At 72.0% G+C, this 18,179-nt stretch carries 13 protein-coding genes; 7 read left to right on the top strand and 6 right to left on the bottom strand.

Features of this window, described 5'->3' with window-relative positions; genetic code table 11:
* A complete protein-coding gene (locus tag ABD333_RS32240) occupies positions 1-1,272 on the top strand; it encodes an ABC transporter ATP-binding protein (protein WP_344546317.1) in 1,272 nt (423 codons plus the stop codon).
* A 14-nt stretch (positions 1,273-1,286) separates the two neighbouring features.
* Positions 1,287-2,513 carry a DUF4032 domain-containing protein gene (locus ABD333_RS32235; RefSeq protein ID WP_344546316.1) on the top strand — a complete coding sequence of 409 codons (1,227 nt, stop codon included), beginning with the start codon at positions 1,287-1,289 and terminating at the stop codon, positions 2,511-2,513.
* Between the two features lie 32 nt (positions 2,514-2,545).
* Here the strand turns inward: ABD333_RS32235 and ABD333_RS32230 are convergent, their stop codons facing one another.
* Positions 2,546-3,142, bottom strand: a complete 597-nt coding sequence (locus ABD333_RS32230) for a TIGR03086 family metal-binding protein (RefSeq protein ID WP_344546315.1) — start codon at positions 3,140-3,142, stop codon at positions 2,546-2,548.
* Positions 3,143-3,254: 112 nt separating this feature from the next.
* On the opposite strand from ABD333_RS32230, the gene ABD333_RS32225 reads away from it, so the two are divergent.
* The 4 genes from ABD333_RS32225 (at position 3,255) to ABD333_RS32210 (ending at position 9,179) form a co-directional block, all read left to right on the top strand.
* Positions 3,255-6,032, top strand: a complete 2,778-nt coding sequence (locus tag ABD333_RS32225; protein ID WP_344546314.1) for an ATP-binding protein — start codon at positions 3,255-3,257, stop codon at positions 6,030-6,032.
* 106 nt (positions 6,033-6,138) lie between these two features.
* Positions 6,139-7,344, top strand: a complete 1,206-nt coding sequence (locus ABD333_RS32220) for an FAD-dependent monooxygenase (protein WP_344546313.1) — start codon at positions 6,139-6,141, stop codon at positions 7,342-7,344.
* Between the two features lie 96 nt (positions 7,345-7,440).
* Positions 7,441-8,391 carry an ATP-binding cassette domain-containing protein gene (locus ABD333_RS32215; protein ID WP_344546312.1) on the top strand — a complete coding sequence of 317 codons (951 nt, stop codon included), beginning with the start codon at positions 7,441-7,443 and terminating at the stop codon, positions 8,389-8,391.
* Positions 8,388-9,179 carry an ABC transporter permease gene (locus ABD333_RS32210; protein ID WP_344546311.1) on the top strand — a complete coding sequence of 264 codons (792 nt, stop codon included), beginning with the start codon at positions 8,388-8,390 and terminating at the stop codon, positions 9,177-9,179. The genes ABD333_RS32215 and ABD333_RS32210 overlap by 4 nt, the downstream gene beginning before the upstream one ends.
* Here the strand turns inward: ABD333_RS32210 and ABD333_RS32205 are convergent.
* On the bottom strand, positions 9,176-12,151 hold the full coding sequence (locus tag ABD333_RS32205; protein ID WP_344546310.1) for an ATP-binding protein: 2,976 nt from the start codon (positions 12,149-12,151) through the stop codon (positions 9,176-9,178). The two genes, ABD333_RS32210 and ABD333_RS32205, sit on opposite strands and share 4 nt — an antisense overlap.
* A 323-nt stretch (positions 12,152-12,474) precedes the next feature.
* Here ABD333_RS32205 and ABD333_RS32200 point away from each other — a divergent pair, with 323 nt between their 5' ends.
* Positions 12,475-13,314, top strand: coding sequence for an NmrA family NAD(P)-binding protein (locus ABD333_RS32200; protein ID WP_344546309.1), 840 nt, complete (start codon positions 12,475-12,477; stop codon positions 13,312-13,314).
* Between the two features lie 60 nt (positions 13,315-13,374).
* Here ABD333_RS32200 and ABD333_RS32195 read toward each other — a convergent pair whose 3' ends face one another.
* The 4 genes from ABD333_RS32195 to ABD333_RS32180 form a co-directional block, all read right to left on the bottom strand.
* A complete protein-coding gene (locus ABD333_RS32195; protein WP_344546308.1) occupies positions 13,375-14,649 on the bottom strand; it encodes a L,D-transpeptidase in 1,275 nt (424 codons plus the stop codon).
* A 68-nt stretch (positions 14,650-14,717) separates the two neighbouring features.
* Positions 14,718-16,451: an FAD-dependent oxidoreductase gene (locus ABD333_RS32190; RefSeq protein ID WP_344546307.1), complete on the bottom strand. Its 1,734-nt coding sequence runs from the start codon at positions 16,449-16,451 to the stop codon at positions 14,718-14,720.
* 120 nt (positions 16,452-16,571) lie between these two features.
* Positions 16,572-17,384, bottom strand: a complete 813-nt coding sequence (locus tag ABD333_RS32185) for a class I SAM-dependent methyltransferase (protein WP_344546306.1) — start codon at positions 17,382-17,384, stop codon at positions 16,572-16,574.
* A gap of 92 nt (positions 17,385-17,476) precedes the next feature.
* Positions 17,477-17,914 (bottom strand): SRPBCC family protein, encoded by a 438-nt coding sequence (locus ABD333_RS32180; RefSeq protein ID WP_344546305.1) that lies wholly within the window; start codon positions 17,912-17,914, stop codon positions 17,477-17,479.
* Positions 17,915-18,179: the final 265 nt, after the last annotated feature.

The raw sequence follows: 18,179 nt of genomic DNA, 5'->3' as shown, positions 1-18,179 counted from the left end.
ATGGCCGTCATCACCATGAAGAACATCGTCAAGCGGTACGGCGACGGCTTCCCGGCCGTGAACGACGTCTCGCTGGACGTGCAGGACGGCGAGTTCATGATCCTCGTCGGCCCGTCCGGCTGCGGCAAGTCCACGCTGCTGCGCATGATCGTCGGTCTGGAGGACATCACCTCCGGCGAGATGAGGATCGCCGACCGGGTCGTCAACAAGATCGCGCCACGGCAGCGCAACCTGTCGATGGTCTTCCAGAACTACGCCCTCTACCCGCACCTCACCGTCTTCGAGAACATCGCGTTCCCGCTGCGCCTGGCCAAGAAGTCGGGCGACGAGGTGCGGCGCCGCGTCACCGAGACGGCCGAGCTGCTGGAGCTGACCGAGCACCTGGAGCGCAAGCCCGCCAACCTGTCCGGCGGGCAGCGGCAGCGGGTGGCGATGGGCCGCGCCATCGTGCGGCAGGCCGACGCGTTCCTGTTCGACGAGCCGCTGTCCAACCTCGACGCCAAGCTGCGCGGCCAGATGCGCGCCGAGATCTCGCGCCTCCAGCGGCGGCTCGGCGTCACCACGGTGTACGTGACGCACGACCAGACCGAGGCGATGACGCTCGGCGACCGGGTGGCGGTGCTGCGCAAGGGCGTGCTCCAGCAGGTCGGCAGCCCGCGCGAGCTGTACGAGCAGCCCGCGAACCTGTTCGTCGCGGGGTTCATCGGCTCTCCGTCGATGAACTTCCTGCCCGCCACGCTCGGCAGCGCGGCCAGTGGCACGGTGCTGGAGACCCCGCTGGGCCGCTTCGACGTGCCGGGCGACCGCCTGGCCACCGCGATCGAGGGCCGCGACGTGGTGCTGGTGGGCCTGCGGCCGGAGAACTTCGAGGACGCCTCTCTGGTGAGCGACGAGAAACGGGCCCGCGGCACCGTCGTGAGGGTCCACGTCGACGTCACCGAGTGGCTCGGCAATGAGCAGTACGCCTACGTCCCGTACGAGGCGCCCGAGGATCTGGCGGCCCAGCTGCGGGAACTGTCCCGGGAGCTGGACAGTGACCAGCTGCGCACCCAGGCCGTCGTCGCGCTCGATCCGGCCAGCCTGATCAGCGAGGGTCAGGAAGCGGAGTTGTGGATCGACACGAGCCGGGCCCACATCTTCGACCCGGCCACCGGCGACAACCTCACCCGTGACGAGGAACGTGTCGCGGCGCTGGGCCGCCAGGCCCAGGAGGCCCGGTTGCGGCAGCGCCAGGCCCAGGCGGGCCAGGCGGATGCCACCAGCCCCGACTGACCCGACGCCGACCGATGCACTTCGTCTTCCGGCCACCGGGAGAGTCCGCGGCGGGGCTGCTCACGCTTCCGTGGCGGCTGCCGCTGGAGCACTGGACCGACGACCGGCTGGTGGAGATCCGGCAGCGCGGGCTGTCGCGGCATGTGGTGCGGTTCGCCGCCGAGGGCGGGACGCTGTACGCGCTGAAGGAGCTGCACGAACGGCTGGCCCGCCGCGAGTACCGGCTGCTGCGCGAGCTCCACGAGCTCGGCCTGCCCGCCGTCGAGACGGTCGGGGCCGTGGTCGAACGCGGCGGCGACCTGGACGCGATCCTGGTGACGCGCTATCTCGACCACGCCATCTCCTACCGGTCGCTCTTCACCGCTCCGCGCGGCGGGCAGCACCCCACCGACCGGCTGCTCGACGCCCTGGTGGAGCTGCTCGTGAGGTTGCACCTGGCGGGCTTCATGTGGGGTGACTGCTCACTGTCCAACACGCTGTTCAGGCTCGACGCGGGCGCGTTCGCGGCGTACCTGGTGGACGCCGAGACCGCCGAGCTGCACCCCGAGGGACTCAGCGAGGGGCAGCGCGAGTACGACGTCGACCTGGCGCGCGAACGCATCGGCGGCGAGCTGTTCGACCTCTTCGCCGCCGGGCTGCTCCCGTCCGGGGTGGATCCGGTCGAGACCGCCGACGAGGTGGTGCGCCGGTACGAGGGGCTCTGGGACGAGCTCACCCGCGAGGAGATCCTGCATCCGGACGACCAGCGGTACCGCATCGCCGAACGGCTCCGCCGGATCAACGACCTCGGCTTCGACGTGGACGAGGTGGAGCTCGCCGACGCGCGTGGCGACGGCGAAGGCATCCGCATGCGGGTCCGCACCCGCGTCGCCGAACCCGGCCACCATCGCCGCATCCTCTACACCCGTGCGGGGATCGACGCCCAGGAGAACCAGGCCCGCCTGCTCCTCAACGACATCGCGGCCTACCGGGCCCACCTCGAACGTGAGGCGGGCCATCCCGTTCCCGAGGTGGTCGCCGCCAACCGCTGGCTGGCCGAGGTGTACGACCCGGTCGTCCAGGCGATCCCCGACGAGCTGCGCGGCCGGCTGGACGAGGTGGAGATCTTCCTGGAGATCCTGGAACACCGCTGGTTCATGTCCGAGCGGGCAGGCAAGGACGTCGGGACCATGGCGGCCGCCCTCGGCTACTTCGAGAACGTCCTCCCGCACGTTCCCGACGACCTCACCGGCACGCCGTGACCTTCCTCACCGGCACGACGCCGTGAGGCTGCTCAGGCGGGGGTCCAGCCGGGGCGGCGGCCGAGGAAGCGCAGCAGCGCGGCCACCTCGTCGTCGCCCTCCTCGGCCTCGTGCGGCGCGGCGTACATGCCGTACTGCCGGATCGGGTCGGTGACGGTGGCCTCGGCCGCGGGCATGAGCGCGCGGGCCAGCGCGGGGGTGAGCGGTGACGGCCGGCCGGTCGCCACCGCGATGTCCCAGCCGTGGACCGCCGCGTCCAGCGCGCAGGCGGCGACACCGATCTCGGCGGTCAGCTTGTTCGGCGGGATCGGGACCGGCACCTCGCGCGTGCCCGGGGCGACCGTGGACCAGGCGGCGGCGGAGGCCCGGAGGGCGTCGTCGAGGATCGTCTCGGGATCGCCGGACAGCGTGCCGGACGGGGCGAAGGGGTTGTCCTCAGGTCCCGGGCCGCCGGTGATGAACGCGGCGTAGCCGAGCTGGTCGCCCGCCGCGTGCTGGAGCACCTGGGTGACGTTCCACTCCGTGCACGGGGTGGGCCTGGTCCAGGCGTCGGCGGGGACTCCCCGGACGGCAGTGCGCAAGATCTCGTGCGCCTCGTTCAGAACCGCCCACGGGGTGGTGTCGCTCATCGTTCCGCCCTTCTGTCGTCCCGCTGTGACACGCCAGCATACCAGAACGGAATAATCCATTCCACTAGGAACCACTATGACCGCCCGGGGAGATATACCTAGGGTGGTGCGGGTGTTGTACGGCAGGACGGCGGAGATCGCCGTGATCGACCGGCTGCTGGCCGGGGCCCGGCAGGGCACGAGCGGCGCGCTGTGCGTCCACGGCGAGGCGGGGATCGGCAAGTCCGCCCTCCTCGACCACGCGGCGCGGGCCGCGTCGGCGGCCGGGATGCGCGTGCTGCGCGCGGTGGGCACCGAGACCGAGGCCGAGCTGCCGTTCGCCGGGCTGCACCTGCTGCTGAACGCCTACGACGGCCGTCTCGACGACAGGCTGGCCGAGCTCGCCGCGCCGCAGGCCGCCGCACTGCGTGCCGCCCTCGGCGGAACGCTCGACGGGACGCCGGGTGACACGTGCGGCGGGGTGGCGGCGAAGGGCGAAGGGCGATTCCTCATCGGGCTGGCCACGCTGACGCTGCTGTCCGACCTCGCCGAAGACCGGCCGCTCGTGTGCCTCGTCGATGACGCGCAGTGGGTCGACCAGGCGTCGGTGCAGGCACTGGTGTTCGCCGCCCGCAGGCTGCGCTGTGAAGGCGTCATCCTGGTGTTCGCCCTGCGCGACGACCCCGAGACGGTGCCCATCCGGGGCATCCCGGAGCTGCCGGTCGCGGGGCTCGCCGAGCGGGACGCGGCGGCCCTGCTCGCCGACCTGTCGCCGGAGCTGCCCGCGCGGGTGCGGGCCCGGGTGCTGGCCGAGGCCGGCGGCAACCCGCTGGCCCTGATCGAGCTGCCGCGCTCCGCGGCGGGCGAGGGCTGGTCGCCGGTGCGCCCGCTGCCGATCGGGCACCGCGTCCGCCGCGCGTTCGTGACCCAGATCGAACGCCTTCCGGCGCGCACCCGCAGCCTGCTCACGGTCGCCGCGGCCGACGACTCGGGCGAGGCCGCGGTCGTGCTGCGCGCCGCGCGCATGCTGGCGATCCCGGTCGGCGCCATCGAACCCGCCGAACGGGCGGGCCTGGTCACGGTGACCGGAGGCGTGCTGCGCTTCCGTCATCCGCTCGTACGGTCGGCCGCGTACCAGCGCGCGGTACAGGCCGAGCGCAGCGCCGCGCACCGTGCCCTCGCCCGGGCCTGGGACGAGGACCAGGACGCCGACCGCCGCGCCTGGCAACTGGCCGCCGCGGCGACCGGCCCGGACGACGAGGTCGCCGACCTGCTCGAACGCACCGCGCGGCGGGCCGCCGAACGCAGCGGTCATGCCGCCGTCGTCGCGGCGTACGAACGTGCCGCGCAGCTCACCACCGACCCGCGTGAGGTGGTCCGCCGGGGCGCCGCAGCCGCGCTCGCCGCGACCGACGCGGGCCAGTTCGACCGCGCGGCCGAGCTGACCGAACGGGTCGCCAGGTCCGCCGGGGAGCCCGCCGACCACGCGCTGCTGGCCGTCGTGCGCGGCCTGGTGGAGTTCGAGTGCGGATCACCGCGCGAGTCGGGACGCGCGCTCATCAGCGGAGCGCGGCGGGTCGCCGAGGTGCAGCCGGGCTGGTCGGGCAAGCTGCTGGTGATCGGCGTGCACAACGCCTGGCACGGCGGCGACGCCAGGTCGGTCGCCGACGGCGTCGCGCGGCTCCGCGAGCTGCCGCTGTCCCCGGACGATCCGATCGTTCCGTACATCGGTGCCGTCGAAGCACTCAACCGGCTGGTGAGCGACGACGTTCCGGGCGCGTACCCGTTGCTGCGCTCGTTCGCCGCGCGGGCGCGCGACCTCGTGCCCGAGACCGACTGGCTGCGGCAGTTCACCGCGCAACTGCTGCTCATCGCCGGCCAGGACCCGGCGCTCGTCCACGAGCTCGCGGCCGCGATGGTCGCCGACTGGCGCGGCACCGGGCAGATCGGGCATCTCACCGTAGGGCTCCACCACCTCGCGTACGCGCAGATCCTGCTGGGGCGCCACAAGGTCGCCGCGGTCACGGCGGCCGAGGGGCTGCAGCTGGCCACCGACACCGGGCACAGTCCGATCGCCGCGCATTTCAGCAGCTGGCTCGGCTGGCTCGCCGCCCTCGAAGGGGACGAGGAGCGCTGCCGTGCCCTGGCGAACGAGGGCATCCGCTACGGCGAGGATCACCAGAGCCCGCACAGCGTGCTCAGCGGCCAGTGGGCCCTCGCGCTGCTCGACCTCGGTCTCGGACGGCATCGCGCGGCGTTCGACCGCATGTCCGAGCACTGGCGCGGCTGGTCGTTCGTCGCCGGCCGCAGCGTCGCCGACCTGGTCGACGCCGCCGTGCGCGTCGACCGCGCCGACGCCGCCCGCGGGCCGCTGGCCCAGGCCGAGGAGTGGACCGCCGGCTGCGAGGAGGAATGGGCCGCCGCGATCCTGCTGCGGTGCCGCGCGATGCTGGGCCCCGCCGACTCCGCCGAGGCCCTCTTCACCGAGGCCCTGAGCCTGCATCAGAAGAGCGACCAGCCCTACGAGCAGGCGCGGACCTGGCTGGCGTACGGCGAGTGGCTGCGCCGCCGGCGCCGCAAGCACGAGGCACGAGCCCCGCTCCGCAACGCGCTGGAGAGCTTCGAACGCCTGGGCGCCCGGCTGTGGGCCGAACGCGCCCGCCTCGAACTGCGCGCCGCCGGGGAACGGACCGCCGCGCGCCGGCCGAAGACCGAGGCGGCGGCGTCCCTCACCCCGCAGGAGCTGCAGGTCGCCCGGCTCGCGGCCACCGGTGCCACCAACCGGGACATCGCGGCGCAGCTGCTGATCAGCCCGCGTACGGTCGGCCGGCACCTCTACAACGCGTTCCCCAAGCTCGGCGTCTCCACCCGGGCCGAGCTCGCCAGCCTCGATCTCGACGCCGCGCTCTAGCCGGAGCGACCCGCGGTCAGCGGCCGTCAGCCGGTGGTGCGTTCCCGGTCAGCGCGGTCAGCGAGTCTCTGCGCATCGAGACGGACGCCTGACCGAGGAGCCCGAAATGCAGAACACCCCCGAACCGAAGAACCGCGACGTGCTGATCTCCGGCGCCAGCATCGGCGGCCCGGCCCTGGCGTACTGGCTGGTCCGGTACGGCTTCAACGTGACGATCGTGGAGCTGACCCCCGGCCTGCGCGTCGGTGGACAGGCGATCGACGTGCGCGGCCCGGCGCTGGAGGTCGCCGAACGGATGGGCGTACTGGACGAGATCCGCGCCAAGCGTGTCCAGATGCGCGGGATGTCGATGGTGGACGCCGACGGCAACGAGCTGTTCAGCACGACCGAGCGCACGATCACGGGCGGCGACCTGGCCGGCCCGGACATCGAGATCCTTCGCGACGACCTGTCGTTCGTCATGGCCGCGGCGGCGGAGTCGGCCGGGAAGGTCGAGTACCTGTTCGGCGACTCGATCACCGCGATCGACCAGGACGGCGACGGCGTGCGCGTCACGTTCAGGAACGCCGAGCCGCGGACCTTCGACCTGGTGGTGGGCGCCGACGGCCTGCACTCCACCACTCGCAGGCTGGCCTTCGGCCCGGAGACCGACTACATCAAGTACATGGGGACCTACCTGGCCGTGTGGAGCATCCCCAACTACCTGGAGCTGGATCGCTGGCAGCTGTTCCACCAGGTGGCGGGCGGCTCCTGGGGCGGCGGCGTGATGAGCGTCCGCGACGACACCGAATGCCGCATCTACCTGGGCTTCGAGACCGACGCGACGCTGGACTACGACTATCGGGACACCGACGCACAGAAGCGGATCCTGGCCGGCCGCCTCGGCGGTGAGGGCTGGGAGGTGCCGCGGATGCTGGAGTACATGTGGGAGGCCGAGGACTTCCACTTCGACGCCATGGCGCAGATCCACATGGACACCTGGTCCAGCGGACGGGTCGTGCTGCTCGGCGACGCGGCGTACTGCGGGTCGCCGCTGTCCGGACAGGGCACCACGATGGCGATGGTCGCGGCGTACGTGCTGGCGGGCGAGCTGAAGGCCGCGGGCGGCGACCACGTGCGGGCGTTCGCCGCGTACGAGCGGGAGCTGCGCGAATACGTGCAGGGCAACCAGGAGCTGGCCTACACCAACAAGGCCCGGGTCGAGGCCCAGGCCGCCGTGGACATGGGCGGCGACGTCGAACTGGACGAGGCGGTGCCCGACTTCCAGGAGGCAGGCGACATCATCAACAACCTCGTCCTCAAGGAGTACTGAGGTCTGAGCAGCAGCGGCAGCGGCAGCAACAGCCGTCCGGACGGCCTGAAACCACGGTGAAACCGCCGTGAATCCGGGCGGCCGCATGCTCGGGGCATGACTTCGAGCTCCTCGCCAACGGCGATTCACGTGGCCGGGCTGCGCAGGTCGTTCGGCGACAAGGTCGTGCTCGACGGCATCGGCTTCGATGTCCCGCGCGGAACGATCTTCTCGCTGCTCGGCCCCAACGGCGCCGGCAAGACCACCGTCGTGCGCATCCTCTCCACGCTGATCGGCGCCGACGCCGGGGACATCTGGATCATGGGTCGTGACCTGGCCGCGGATCCGGACGGTGTGCGCGGCGCGATCGGGGTCACCGGCCAGTACTCGGCGATCGACGGCCTGCTGACCGGTGCGGAGAACCTCCGGATGATGGCCGACCTCCACCATGTGGGCAGAGCGGCGGGCCGGCGGCGGGCCGCGGAGCTGCTGGAGCGGTTCGACCTGGCCGAGGCGGCCGGGAAGCCCGCCGCCACGTACTCCGGCGGGATGCGGCGCCGGCTCGACCTGGCGATGACCCTGATCGGCGAGCCGCGACTGATCTTCCTGGACGAGCCCACGACCGGCCTCGACCCGCGCAGCCGGCGGACCACCTGGGAGATCATCCGCGAACTGGTCGCGGCCGGGGTAACGATCTTCCTGACCACGCAGTACCTGGAGGAGGCCGACCAGCTCGCCGACCGGATCGCGCTGCTCGACCGCGGCAGGATCGTCGCCGAGGGCACCGCGCGGGAGCTCAAGCGCATGGTGCCCGGCGGGCACGTCCGGCTGCGGTTCGCCGAGGCCGGCGATCTCCGGCGGGCGGCGGACGTGCTCGGCGGGGTGTCGCGGGCCGAGGACGAGCTCACCCTCCACGTGCCCGGCGACGGCGGCGTCAGGTCGCTGCGCCTCCTGCTCGCCGCGCTCGACGCCGAGTCGATCGAGGTCGTGGACCTGTCGATCCACACCCCCGATCTCGACGACGTCTTCCTCGCCCTGACCGGCCGCCCGAAGGAGAACGCGCGATGAGCACGATGACCCATGCCGTGCACGACACGGCGACCATGGTGCGGCGCGCCCTCAAGCACATGCTCCGCTACCCCTCCATGACGCTGACGATGATCGCTGTGCCGGTCGTGTTCCTGCTGCTGTTCGTCTACGTCTTCGGGGGGACGCTGGGCGACGGGCTCGGCGGGACGTCCGGCGGCCGGGAGGCGTACGTCAACTACGTCACCCCGGGTGTCCTGCTCCTCGCCGTGGTCGGCACCGCCACCGCGACGGCGGTGATGGTCTCGGTCGACATGACCGAGGGCATCATGGCGCGGTTCCGCACGATGCGGATCTTCCGGCCGGCGATCCTGACCGCGTACGTCATCGGCAGCATGATCCAGACCCTGCTCTGCATGGTGGTGGTGCTCGGCGTCGCCCTGCTCGTCGGTTTCCGGCCGAACGCCGAGCCCGTGGAGTGGCTGGCGGCGGCGGGCATGTTCACGCTGCTCGTGCTCGCCGTCACCTGGATGGCGGTGGGGTTCGGCCTGACGGCCCGCGGGCCCGAGACCGCGAGCAACATGCCGATGCCGCTGATGCTCCTGCCTTTCCTCGGCAGCGGCTTCGTCCCGACCGGCTCCATGCCCGCCTGGCTCGGTGAGTTCGCCGAGCACCAGCCGTTCACGCCGGTCATCGAGACCGTGCGAGGGCTGCTGCTGGGCACCGAGATCGGAGACAGCGCCTGGGCGGCGATCGCGTGGTGCGCCGGCATCACGGTCGTCTGCTTCGTCTGGTCGCGAAGCCGGTTCAACCGCGAGCCGGCGCCCTAGCGCGCGGGACGTTCCCGCAGTGCCGTCAAGGCGGCCACGCGCAGCTCGTCCTGGCCGAGACGGGCGTATTCCGACTTCGCGTCGGCGTACGCCCGTTCGTCGGCGTTCTGGGCGGCGGCACGGGCTCGCGCGGACGCCATGGTGGGATGGATGCGCCGCAGATATCCGCAGCGTTCCGCCAGCGCGACGAGACGGGCACCCGAACGCGCCGCCGCCTCGTCCCCGGTACGCGTGCCCCGGTCGATGTCGACCATTCCCAACGCGAGCAGGCCCGTGGCGTAGGTCGGCAACTCCACGAGATAGGACGGCGGGTGAAGCATGGGGTGCGACAGGAGCGGAGTCAGCCGGGCGGCCAGGTCGGTGACGAGCCCCTCGACCAGGTCGAGCCGCCCGTGCCGCGCGTGCGCGACCACGGCCGCCGCGCGGGTCTCCATGCTCCAGGGCTCCGGACCGGACAGGTGGTAGACCGCGCCGACACTGTCCTCCCACGACTCCGTGGCGTTGCGCCAGAGCCGGAGACCCTCCTCGATCTTTCCGCGGGCGAGCAGGATCTCCGCCCGGGCGCCGAGTATCGCCGGGAGCAGTCCGAAGTCGTCGCCCGCGTCGCCGCTCGCCGCGGGCTCCAGCCAGCGTTCCGCCTCGTCGATGTCACCGCACGCCAGGTTGGCCAGCACCATGGCGAGCATGGCGTTGTCCGTGGAGGGCCGTGGCGACAACCTCTCCGCCAGCCGCATGCCCTCCTTGACATGGTCGAGCGCCTCGTCGCCGCGTTCGAACTGGACGCACAGCTCGGCCAGCCGCGAGTGGAGGCTGCATCGCATCCACAGCTGCGACCCCGCCTCGAAGGCGCGCAGCGAGCGGGCGGCGGACTCCAGCGAACCGCGCACGTCACCGGCGTGCTCGCGCAGATAGCTGACCAGGAGGTTGGCGACCCCGGCCAGCAGCGGTTCGTCGCGGTCGCACAGGCGGTCCAGTTCCGGCCGGCTGGACCACGGCGCGTCGGGCAGGGCGGCGATCGCGATCGTGACGGCCCGGATGACGTTGGTCGGCGGAGCCGGTGGCAGCCGCCGCAGCGCGGCGACGGAGTGCGGCTCGTACGGCCCCTGCATGAACGCGCTCGTGGCGCACACCGTCAGGGCCGTCCGGGTGACCTCGACCAGGCCGGGCTCGGGCCGGTGATGGGCCAGCGCCGACGCGGCCCGGGCCGAGAGCTCGGCGAGCCGCGTGAAACTCGATCCGACGAACCACAGCCCGCCCAGCACGGCGAACCCGGCCGCGACGGTGGAACGGTCGTCCCGGTCGAAGCCGTACCGCAGAGCCTGGAGCAGGTTGTCCTGCTCGGCTTTCACGCGCTCCACGGCGGCGGCCGTGACGCCGGACTCGAAGACCAGCTCGTGGTGGGCCACCGCGAAGTCGCGCGCCCAGCCGAGGAAACCCACGACCGAGCGTTCCGACTCGCCGGCGGCGTCCCGCTTGGCGGCGCTGAACTCCCGTACGGTCTCCAGCATCCGGAACCGGGTGCCGGACGGTGTCTCGCCCACCTTGAGCAGCGACTGGTCGACCAGCCGCTCCAGCACGTCGAAGACGTCGTCGCCGACCAGCCGCCGCGCCGCGTCCGCCGTGAAGCCGTCAGGGAAGACCGCCAGCGCACGCATCGCGGCCTGCTCGCCCGGCGAGAGCAGATTCCAGCTCCAGTCCACGACGGCGTGCAGCGTGTGGTGCCGCTCCGGTGCGTCGCGCGGTCCTCCCCGCAGGACGGTGAAACGGTCGGCAAGGCGGCGGGATATCTCGGCGACCGACATGACCCGGACGCGTGCCGCCGCCAGCTCCACCGCGAGGGGCAGCCCGTCCAAGTGGCCGCACAGCCCGGTCACGTCCTCGCCGGGCAGCTCGACGTCGGGACGCACGGCCCGCGCACGCTGCTCGAACAGCTCGACGGCCGTGGCCAGGCTCAACTCCGGCAGCGGGTAGACCGCCTCCGACGACAGGCCAAGCGGGGCGCGGCCGGTCGTCAGCACGCGCAGGTTCCGCGTCATCGACACCAGCGACTGAACGAGGTCGGCGACGCCGCCGACGACCTGCTCGCAGTTGTCCAGCACCAGGAGCACCGAGCCCGCGCCGAGCGCCTGGACGATCCCGGCGAGCGCCTCTGCCGACCCCCGTCCCGAGATGCTCCAGGCGTCACCGGCGCCGAGGGCCGAAGCGACCTCGCCGGCCACGTCGGCGTCGGCCCTGACGCCGGCGAGGGGGACGAAGTGCACGACCCGGTGCCCGGTCTCGCGGCTCACGGCGTGCGCCAGCCGGGTCTTGCCCAGCCCGCCGGCCCCGACGATCGAGGTGACCCGGGACGTCCGCAGGAGCTTCGCCACCGCGGCGATGTCGCCATCGCGGCCGAGCAGCGGGTTGGGCTCGTGCCGCACGCCGTGCCGGACCGGCGGCGACTTCTCCTCCAGCAGTTCCCGGTGCAGCGACTGGAGCTCGTGTCCGGGATCGGTGCCGAGCTCGTCGCGCAGCTCGCGCCGATAGAGCTCGTACCTCGCCAGCGCCGCGGACGGACCGGCGGTCGCCGCCTCGCACCGCAGCAGCTCCGCCAGCACCTCCTCGTCGCGCGGACGGTCGCGGACCAGCTCGGTCAGCGGTTCCAGTGCCTCGGCCCGCCGCCCGAGGCGGCCCAGCGAGAGCGCTCGCACACGCGCCAGGGAACACCGTGCGGACCGCCGTGCCGTGCGCAGCGCCGCCACCGGGTCGTCGAGCGGTCCGTCATCGTCGTCGGCCCCGTCCCACAGCGCGAGCCCTTCCTCGGCGCACGCGAGGGCCCCCGCGTGATCGCCCGCACCCGCGAGCCGTACGGCCGAGGACGACAGGGCCAGCACCGCGGCGGCGTCGACCCGGTCTTCGCCCAGTGTCAGCCGGTAGCCGTTCGGGGTGCTCTCGATGAGGTCGGAACCCAGCTGTGCCCGCGCCCGCGACACGATGACCTGGAGCGCTTTGGCCGGGTTCTCCGGCCGTTCGCCCGGCCAGAGCTCCTCGGCCAGCCGGGCGCTGCTCCGGCCGGTGCCCGGCGCGCCGGGGGCTCGTGATCTCCCGTCCCCGGCAGACCACCCCGGTCAGCAGCCTCAGCTCGATGGTCACCGGCCCAGGCTAACCATCCGGCGCGTCATCCAGGGGGACGTACCATGCGCGCACGGACAGATCAGAGCAAAGGCCATGTAGTGGAACAAAGCATTCCGTTCTGGTAGGGTGGAGGTGCACGGACGGCCGGAGTACGTGCCGGCCGGAAGAAAGGGAGATCATCATGATTCTGGTCATCGGAGCGACCGCTCATTTCGGACGTCAGACCGTTGAGGCCCTGGTGGGAGCGGGTGAGCAGGTACGCGCGCTGACGCGTGACCCGGCGAGCGCCGGGCTCCCGGAAGGGGTCGAGGTGGTGCGGGGCGACCTGGAGAAGCCCGAGACCTTCGGAGCGGCGCTGGCGGACGTCACATCGGTTTTCCTGGTTCTGCCGTACGGATTGGACGCGACCGCGTTCATTGAGGCCGCCGCCAAGGCCGGGGTAGAGCGGATCGTGTTCCTGTCGTCCGGCGCCATCGTGGACGGCCTTGACACGCAGCGGGATGTCATCGCTGAGTACCACGCGGGGGTGGAGAAGGCCATTACGGCTACGGGCGTGGACTCGACGATGATCCGCATCCTGTTCCCGGCCATCAACTCGCTGGCGTTCGGCATGCAGCTCAAGGGCGGTGACGTCGTCCGCGGCGCGTACGCCGGCGCGGCCTACTCGATGATCCACGAGCGGGACGTCGCGGACGTGGCGGCCAGGGTGCTCACCACCGGCGGGCACGCCGGCCGGGTGTACGAGCTCACCGGGCCGCAGTCGCTCACCCAGGTCGAGCAGATCCAGGTGCTCGGCGAGGCGCTCGGCCGGCCGCTCCGCTTCGAGGAGGTCGACGACAAGGTGCTGCGCGAGCAGATGGGCCGGTTCATGGACCCGGCGTTCGTCAACGCCCTGTTCGACCTGATGGGCGCCACGGTCGGCAGGCCCGCCCCGCTCAACTCCCTCGTCAAGGAGATCACCGGGCACGAGCCCCGCACGTACGCCCAGTGGGCCTCCGAGCACGTCGCCGACTTCGCCTAGGCCCGGTCAAGCCAGGTCGGGGCCGGTCAAGCCAGGCCAGGGCCGGTCCGTCAGGGGAGGTCAGGTCAGCGGGGTGGTGGTCACCGGCTGCTTCAGGACACCGCCCTGCATCCACTTGGCGAAGGACATCTGCCAGTAACCCCAGCCGTTCCACCACTCCAGGGAACGGGCCGTCCCGGTGATCGTCACGATGTCGCCGCGGTAGGCCCAGTTGTACAACCACCGCGCGTCGTCAGCCGGTGAACGCACGCAGCCGTGGCTGCAATTGCGCCTGCCCAGGCAGCTCGGATCGGACATGTTCTGGTGGATGTACTCACCGCTGTTGGAGATGCGGGTCGCCCACGGGATCTGCTCGTCGTAGTACCCCGGGTCGCCCTTCTTCTTGCCCGGCGAGATCATGCGCTCCATCCGGCTGCGGTCCATGGCCAGGTGGACCCCGCTGGTGGTGAGCAGCTTGTCGACCCCGTTCTGGACCTCGCCGCCGGAACCGAGGCTGACGCCCCAGCTCCGGACCGTGCGGCCGTTCTTCCTGGCCACCAGCCGATGGGTCCTGGCGTTGATCGTGACGGTGTGCGAGTCGCCGATCCGGAACCTGCGGGTGACGTCCTTGTCGCCGAACACGTTGTCGCCGATCCTGAGTCCGGCGTAGTGCACGGTGACCGAGACCCTCTGGCGCGGCTTCCAGGGGCTGCGGGGACGGAAGACCAGGGACGGCAGCCCGTTGAACGACTCGCCCGGCTCAAGCCAGCGCCAGGCGCCCTCGGTCGGGGTGGTGGAGGAGATCTCGACCGCGCGCTCCACCGCCGCCCGCGCCTTCTCGGGCACCGGCTTGGTGAACTGGATGAAGATCGGCATCCCGGTGCCGACCGTCTCGTTCGCGCTCGGGATCACGTTGTTGATCCTGGTCGCGGCGGTGTCCTTGACGGTGCGGAACGCGGCGGTGGCCGTGGCCGTGCGGCCCTTCGGTGAGGCGGCGGTCGCCGAGACCTGGTAGCGGCCGCCCGGGACGAGCGTCCAGGCCGAGCGCCAGGTGGTCTTGTCGGGCGACAGGCGGCCCGGCACGTCGACGCCCTTGAACTTCACGGCGACCTGGCTGAGCGTGCCGCCCGCCGCCGTGATCGAGACGCCCGCGTCGGGCCGGGCGTCGCCGGTGCCGTGCGCCGGGGTGATGGTCAGCTTGGGCGTGCCGTCCCCGTCGCCCTTGCCGGCCGGCGTGCCGCCGCCGTCCCCGCCGCCCGCGCAGGCGGCCGTCGCCAACCCGGCGGCCAGCGCCACCACCAAGGCTCGTACGCGCACCCCGATCTCCCTCAGCCGCTCGGCCTCAATTCTGATCATCTGATGCCGTTCGGCGGGGAAATGTTCATCACCTTTCGGTCACGGTCGCCCGCGATCGGAGGCGGCCGTCAGGGCCTGCCGGCGGCGGGGGCGTGTGCGGGGACGGCCGGACGCCGCGGTGCGATCGGGGTGAGGCGCCGGTACGCGGCGCCGAGCTCGGGCCTGGTGTCCGGCTCGCCCCGGTTGGGCCACAGGGACATGGCGCGTTCGGCCTGGGCCGTGATGGTGAGCGAGGGGTTGACGCCCAGGTTGGCCGTGACCGCCGAACCGTCCACGATGTGCAGTCCGGGATGACCGTAGACCCGGTGGTACGGGTCGATCACGCCGGTGCCGGGCGAGTCGCCGATGACGCAGCCGCCGATGAAGTGGGCGGTGGTCGGGATGTTGAAGAGGTCGAACCAGGTGCCGCCCGGCGTGGCGTCCAGTTCCTCGCCCAGCATCCGGACGGCGTCGTGGGCGATGGGGATCCAGGTCGGGTTGGGCTCGCCGCCGCCGTGCCGCGCGGTGAGCCGGCGACGCCTGAGCAGGCCCCGCCGCCGCTGGGTGACCGTGATGGAGTTGTCGGCGGTCTGCATGACCAGCGCGATGATCGTCCGCTTGGACCAGTCGCGCACCGACAGCCCGCGCAGGATGATCCCCGGCTTGCGGAACGCCTCGACGATGAACTTCGCCCAGCGCGGGGCACGGCCGCCGCCGTCGATGAGCAGCGTCCGGATGAGGCCCATCAGGTTGTCGCCGGGGCCGTACCGGGTCGGCTCGATGTGGGTCTTGTCGTCCGGGTGGAACGACGAGGTGATGGCCAGCCCGGTGCTGTGGTCCACGTCGCCCTTGCGGTGCCAGCCGGTCATGCGTTCCACGCCGAGGAGGGCCTCGGAGTTGGTGCGGGTCAGCTCGCCCAGCCGGGGCGAGAGGCCGGGCAGGCGGCCGTTCGACCGCATGCGGTGCAGCAGTTGTTGCGTGCCGTACGTGCCGGCGGCGAGCACGACGTGCTCGGCGGTCAGCCGCCGGTGCCTGCGGAGGGGGAGGGCCTGGGTCCGGGCGATGTCGACCTCGTAGCCGCCGCCGTCACGCGGCGTGATCCCGGTGACCGTGGTGTCGGGGAGCACCTGCGCCCCGGCCTGCTCGGCGAGGTAGAGGTAGTTCTTGACGAGGGTGTTCTTGGCGCCGACCTTGCAGCCGACCATGCACGCGCCGCAGGCGGTGCAGGCGCTCCGCCGTGGCCCGGCGCCGCCGAAGTACGGGTCGTCGGTCTCCTCGCCGGGGACGGTCTTGTCATCGCCGAAGAAGACGCCCACCGGGGTCGCGTGCCAGGTCTCGCCCACGCCCATGCGCTTGGCGACCTTCTGCATCGCCTCGTCCGCCGGTGTCATCAGCGGGTTGAGCGTCACGCCCAGCATGCGCTTGGCCTGGTCGTAGAACGGCGCGAGCTCCTCCCGCCAGTCGGTGATGTGCCCCCACTGCCGGTCTTTGTAGAACGGGTCGAGCGGCTCGTACAACGTGTTGGCGTACACCAGCGAGCCGCCGCCGACACCGGCCCCGGCCAGCACCAGCACACCCGCCTTGCCGCCGACCAGATGCATGCGCTGGATGCCGCGCAGACCGAGGCGCGGTGCCCACAGGTAGCGGCGCAGCCGCCACGACGTCTTGGGCAGGGTGCTCTCGTCGAACCGGCGGCCGGCCTCCAGCACGGCGACCCGGTAGCCCTTCTCGACCAGGCGCAGCGCCGCGACGCTGCCGCCGAATCCCGAGCCGACGACGATCACGTCATAGTCGTGCGAACGAGCCTGCGACCCGTCTGTCACAACGCGACACCTCCACGCATGGCCTCGGAGAGGTCCCCTACGATCGGCCGCGTGGAGTCGCCGCGCTATTGAGTTGGGTTGATAGTTTTTGTCGGTTTTGTCACCCGACTGACAAACCCCTCATCGACGTGCGGTGATGAAGTGGCTCTGCATCGGCAGGATCACGCCGTCGTCGTCGGTCCACGGCCTCAGGCGTTCGTCGAGATCGGCGCGCAGGGCCGCGCGGGCGTCCGCGCCGAGGCCCCCGAGCGGTCCTTTCAAGGGAGAGCCCTGCTCCTCCTTGTCGATCAGGTCGCCCGCCGAGTCGAACCGCGCCGCGCCCACGCCGATGCGCATCCGCACGTCCGTCAGCCCGGTCTGCTCGACCATCCGCCGCAGGTCGTCCTGGGACAGCACGGCGAACGGAGACCGCATGATCAACGCGGTCTCGGCGTCCACGTGCTGCTCCAGCGCGGCGACGAAGGCGGCGAAGCCGGGGTTGTAGTCGACCGTCCGCCAGACCGCGAGCGCCAGCCGGCCGCCGGGCGCCAGCACCCGGTGCATCTCCTTCAGCGCGCCGTCCCAGTTGGGGAAGAACTGCAGGCCCTGCTGGCAGTAGAGGAGATCGAACGACCCGTCCGGAAAGGGCAGCTCGCAGGCGCAGCCCCGCCGCCAGTCGATGCGGGGCCTGAGCTCGCCCGACACGGCCCGCGCGACCTGGAGCATCTCCTCGTTGACGTCCACGCCGACGATCTGGCCCCGGTCCTCCATGCGCCGCGCCGCCGTCCGCGCCACGATGCCGGTGCCGCAGGCCAGGTCGAGCACCCGCTCGCCGGGCCGGGGCGGGGCCAGGCCGATCAGCCGTTCGGCCCACGGGGCGAAGATCGCTGGTACGAGATGCCGCTCGTACCCCGCCGCGGTCGATCCGCCGAGCTGCCAGCCGGACTGGTTCATGGCGACCTCCCGTACGCAGGGCCTCTGCCTTTCGAGCGTACGCGTCGTGCCGCCGGCGGCCAGACCCCAACCCTGCCCGGCGGCCGGCCTCGTCAGGAGAGCTGGGCCTCCAGCTTGGCGAGCTGGCCCTCGTAGATGCGCCGCAGACCGGCGGGGGCGAAACGCCGCTCGAAGAACCCGCCGACCCCGCCCGCGCCGTCCCAGGTCGTCTCGACCCGGACCCGCGAGCCCGTGCCCTCCGGCGCGACGGTCCACGTGGTGACCATCGAGGAGTTGGCGTCCCGTTCCACCAGGGTGTGCTCCCCCGGGACGGAGACCGAGACCAGGCAGTCGCGCACGCGCTTGCTGGTGGCGGCGAGCCGCCAGTGCACCACCGTGCCCTCGCCCTGCCCGCCCTCGCGCACCTCGTACTCGCTGAAGTGCTCGGTCAGCATCCGGCTCCGGACGCCGGTGTAGTCGCTGAGCGCGGCGACCACCTTGCCGGGGTTCGCGGTGAGCGTCTTCTCTGCGGTGGCGGTGACCTTTCCCATGCCGTCATCCTCTCGCACCCGCGGACCGGGGGCGAAGGAAGGGGACCGTCAGCGAAAGTTCGCAACCGTCAGCCGATTGTGCGATGAATGTCAGGGGGGTCGCCGAGTCTGCATTGCATGGACGTTGTGGTGGTGATCGGCAAGGTGGCCCTGCGCCTCGGCTTGGGCGCGTGGTCGGTCAAGCTGTGGTGCGATCTGCTGGTCGGCACGCTCGTCGCGCAGACCGCCGGGCTCGACCGGCTGCTGACGGGCGGCCTGATCCTTT

The sequence above is a fragment of the Actinomadura fulvescens genome (genome assembly GCF_039533225.1).
GTDB classification, from domain to species: Bacteria; Actinomycetota; Actinomycetes; order Streptosporangiales; family Streptosporangiaceae; genus Spirillospora; species Spirillospora fulvescens.
The sequence above is the reverse complement of the archived record's forward strand: the minus strand, read 5'-3'. Positions and strand labels throughout refer to the sequence as shown.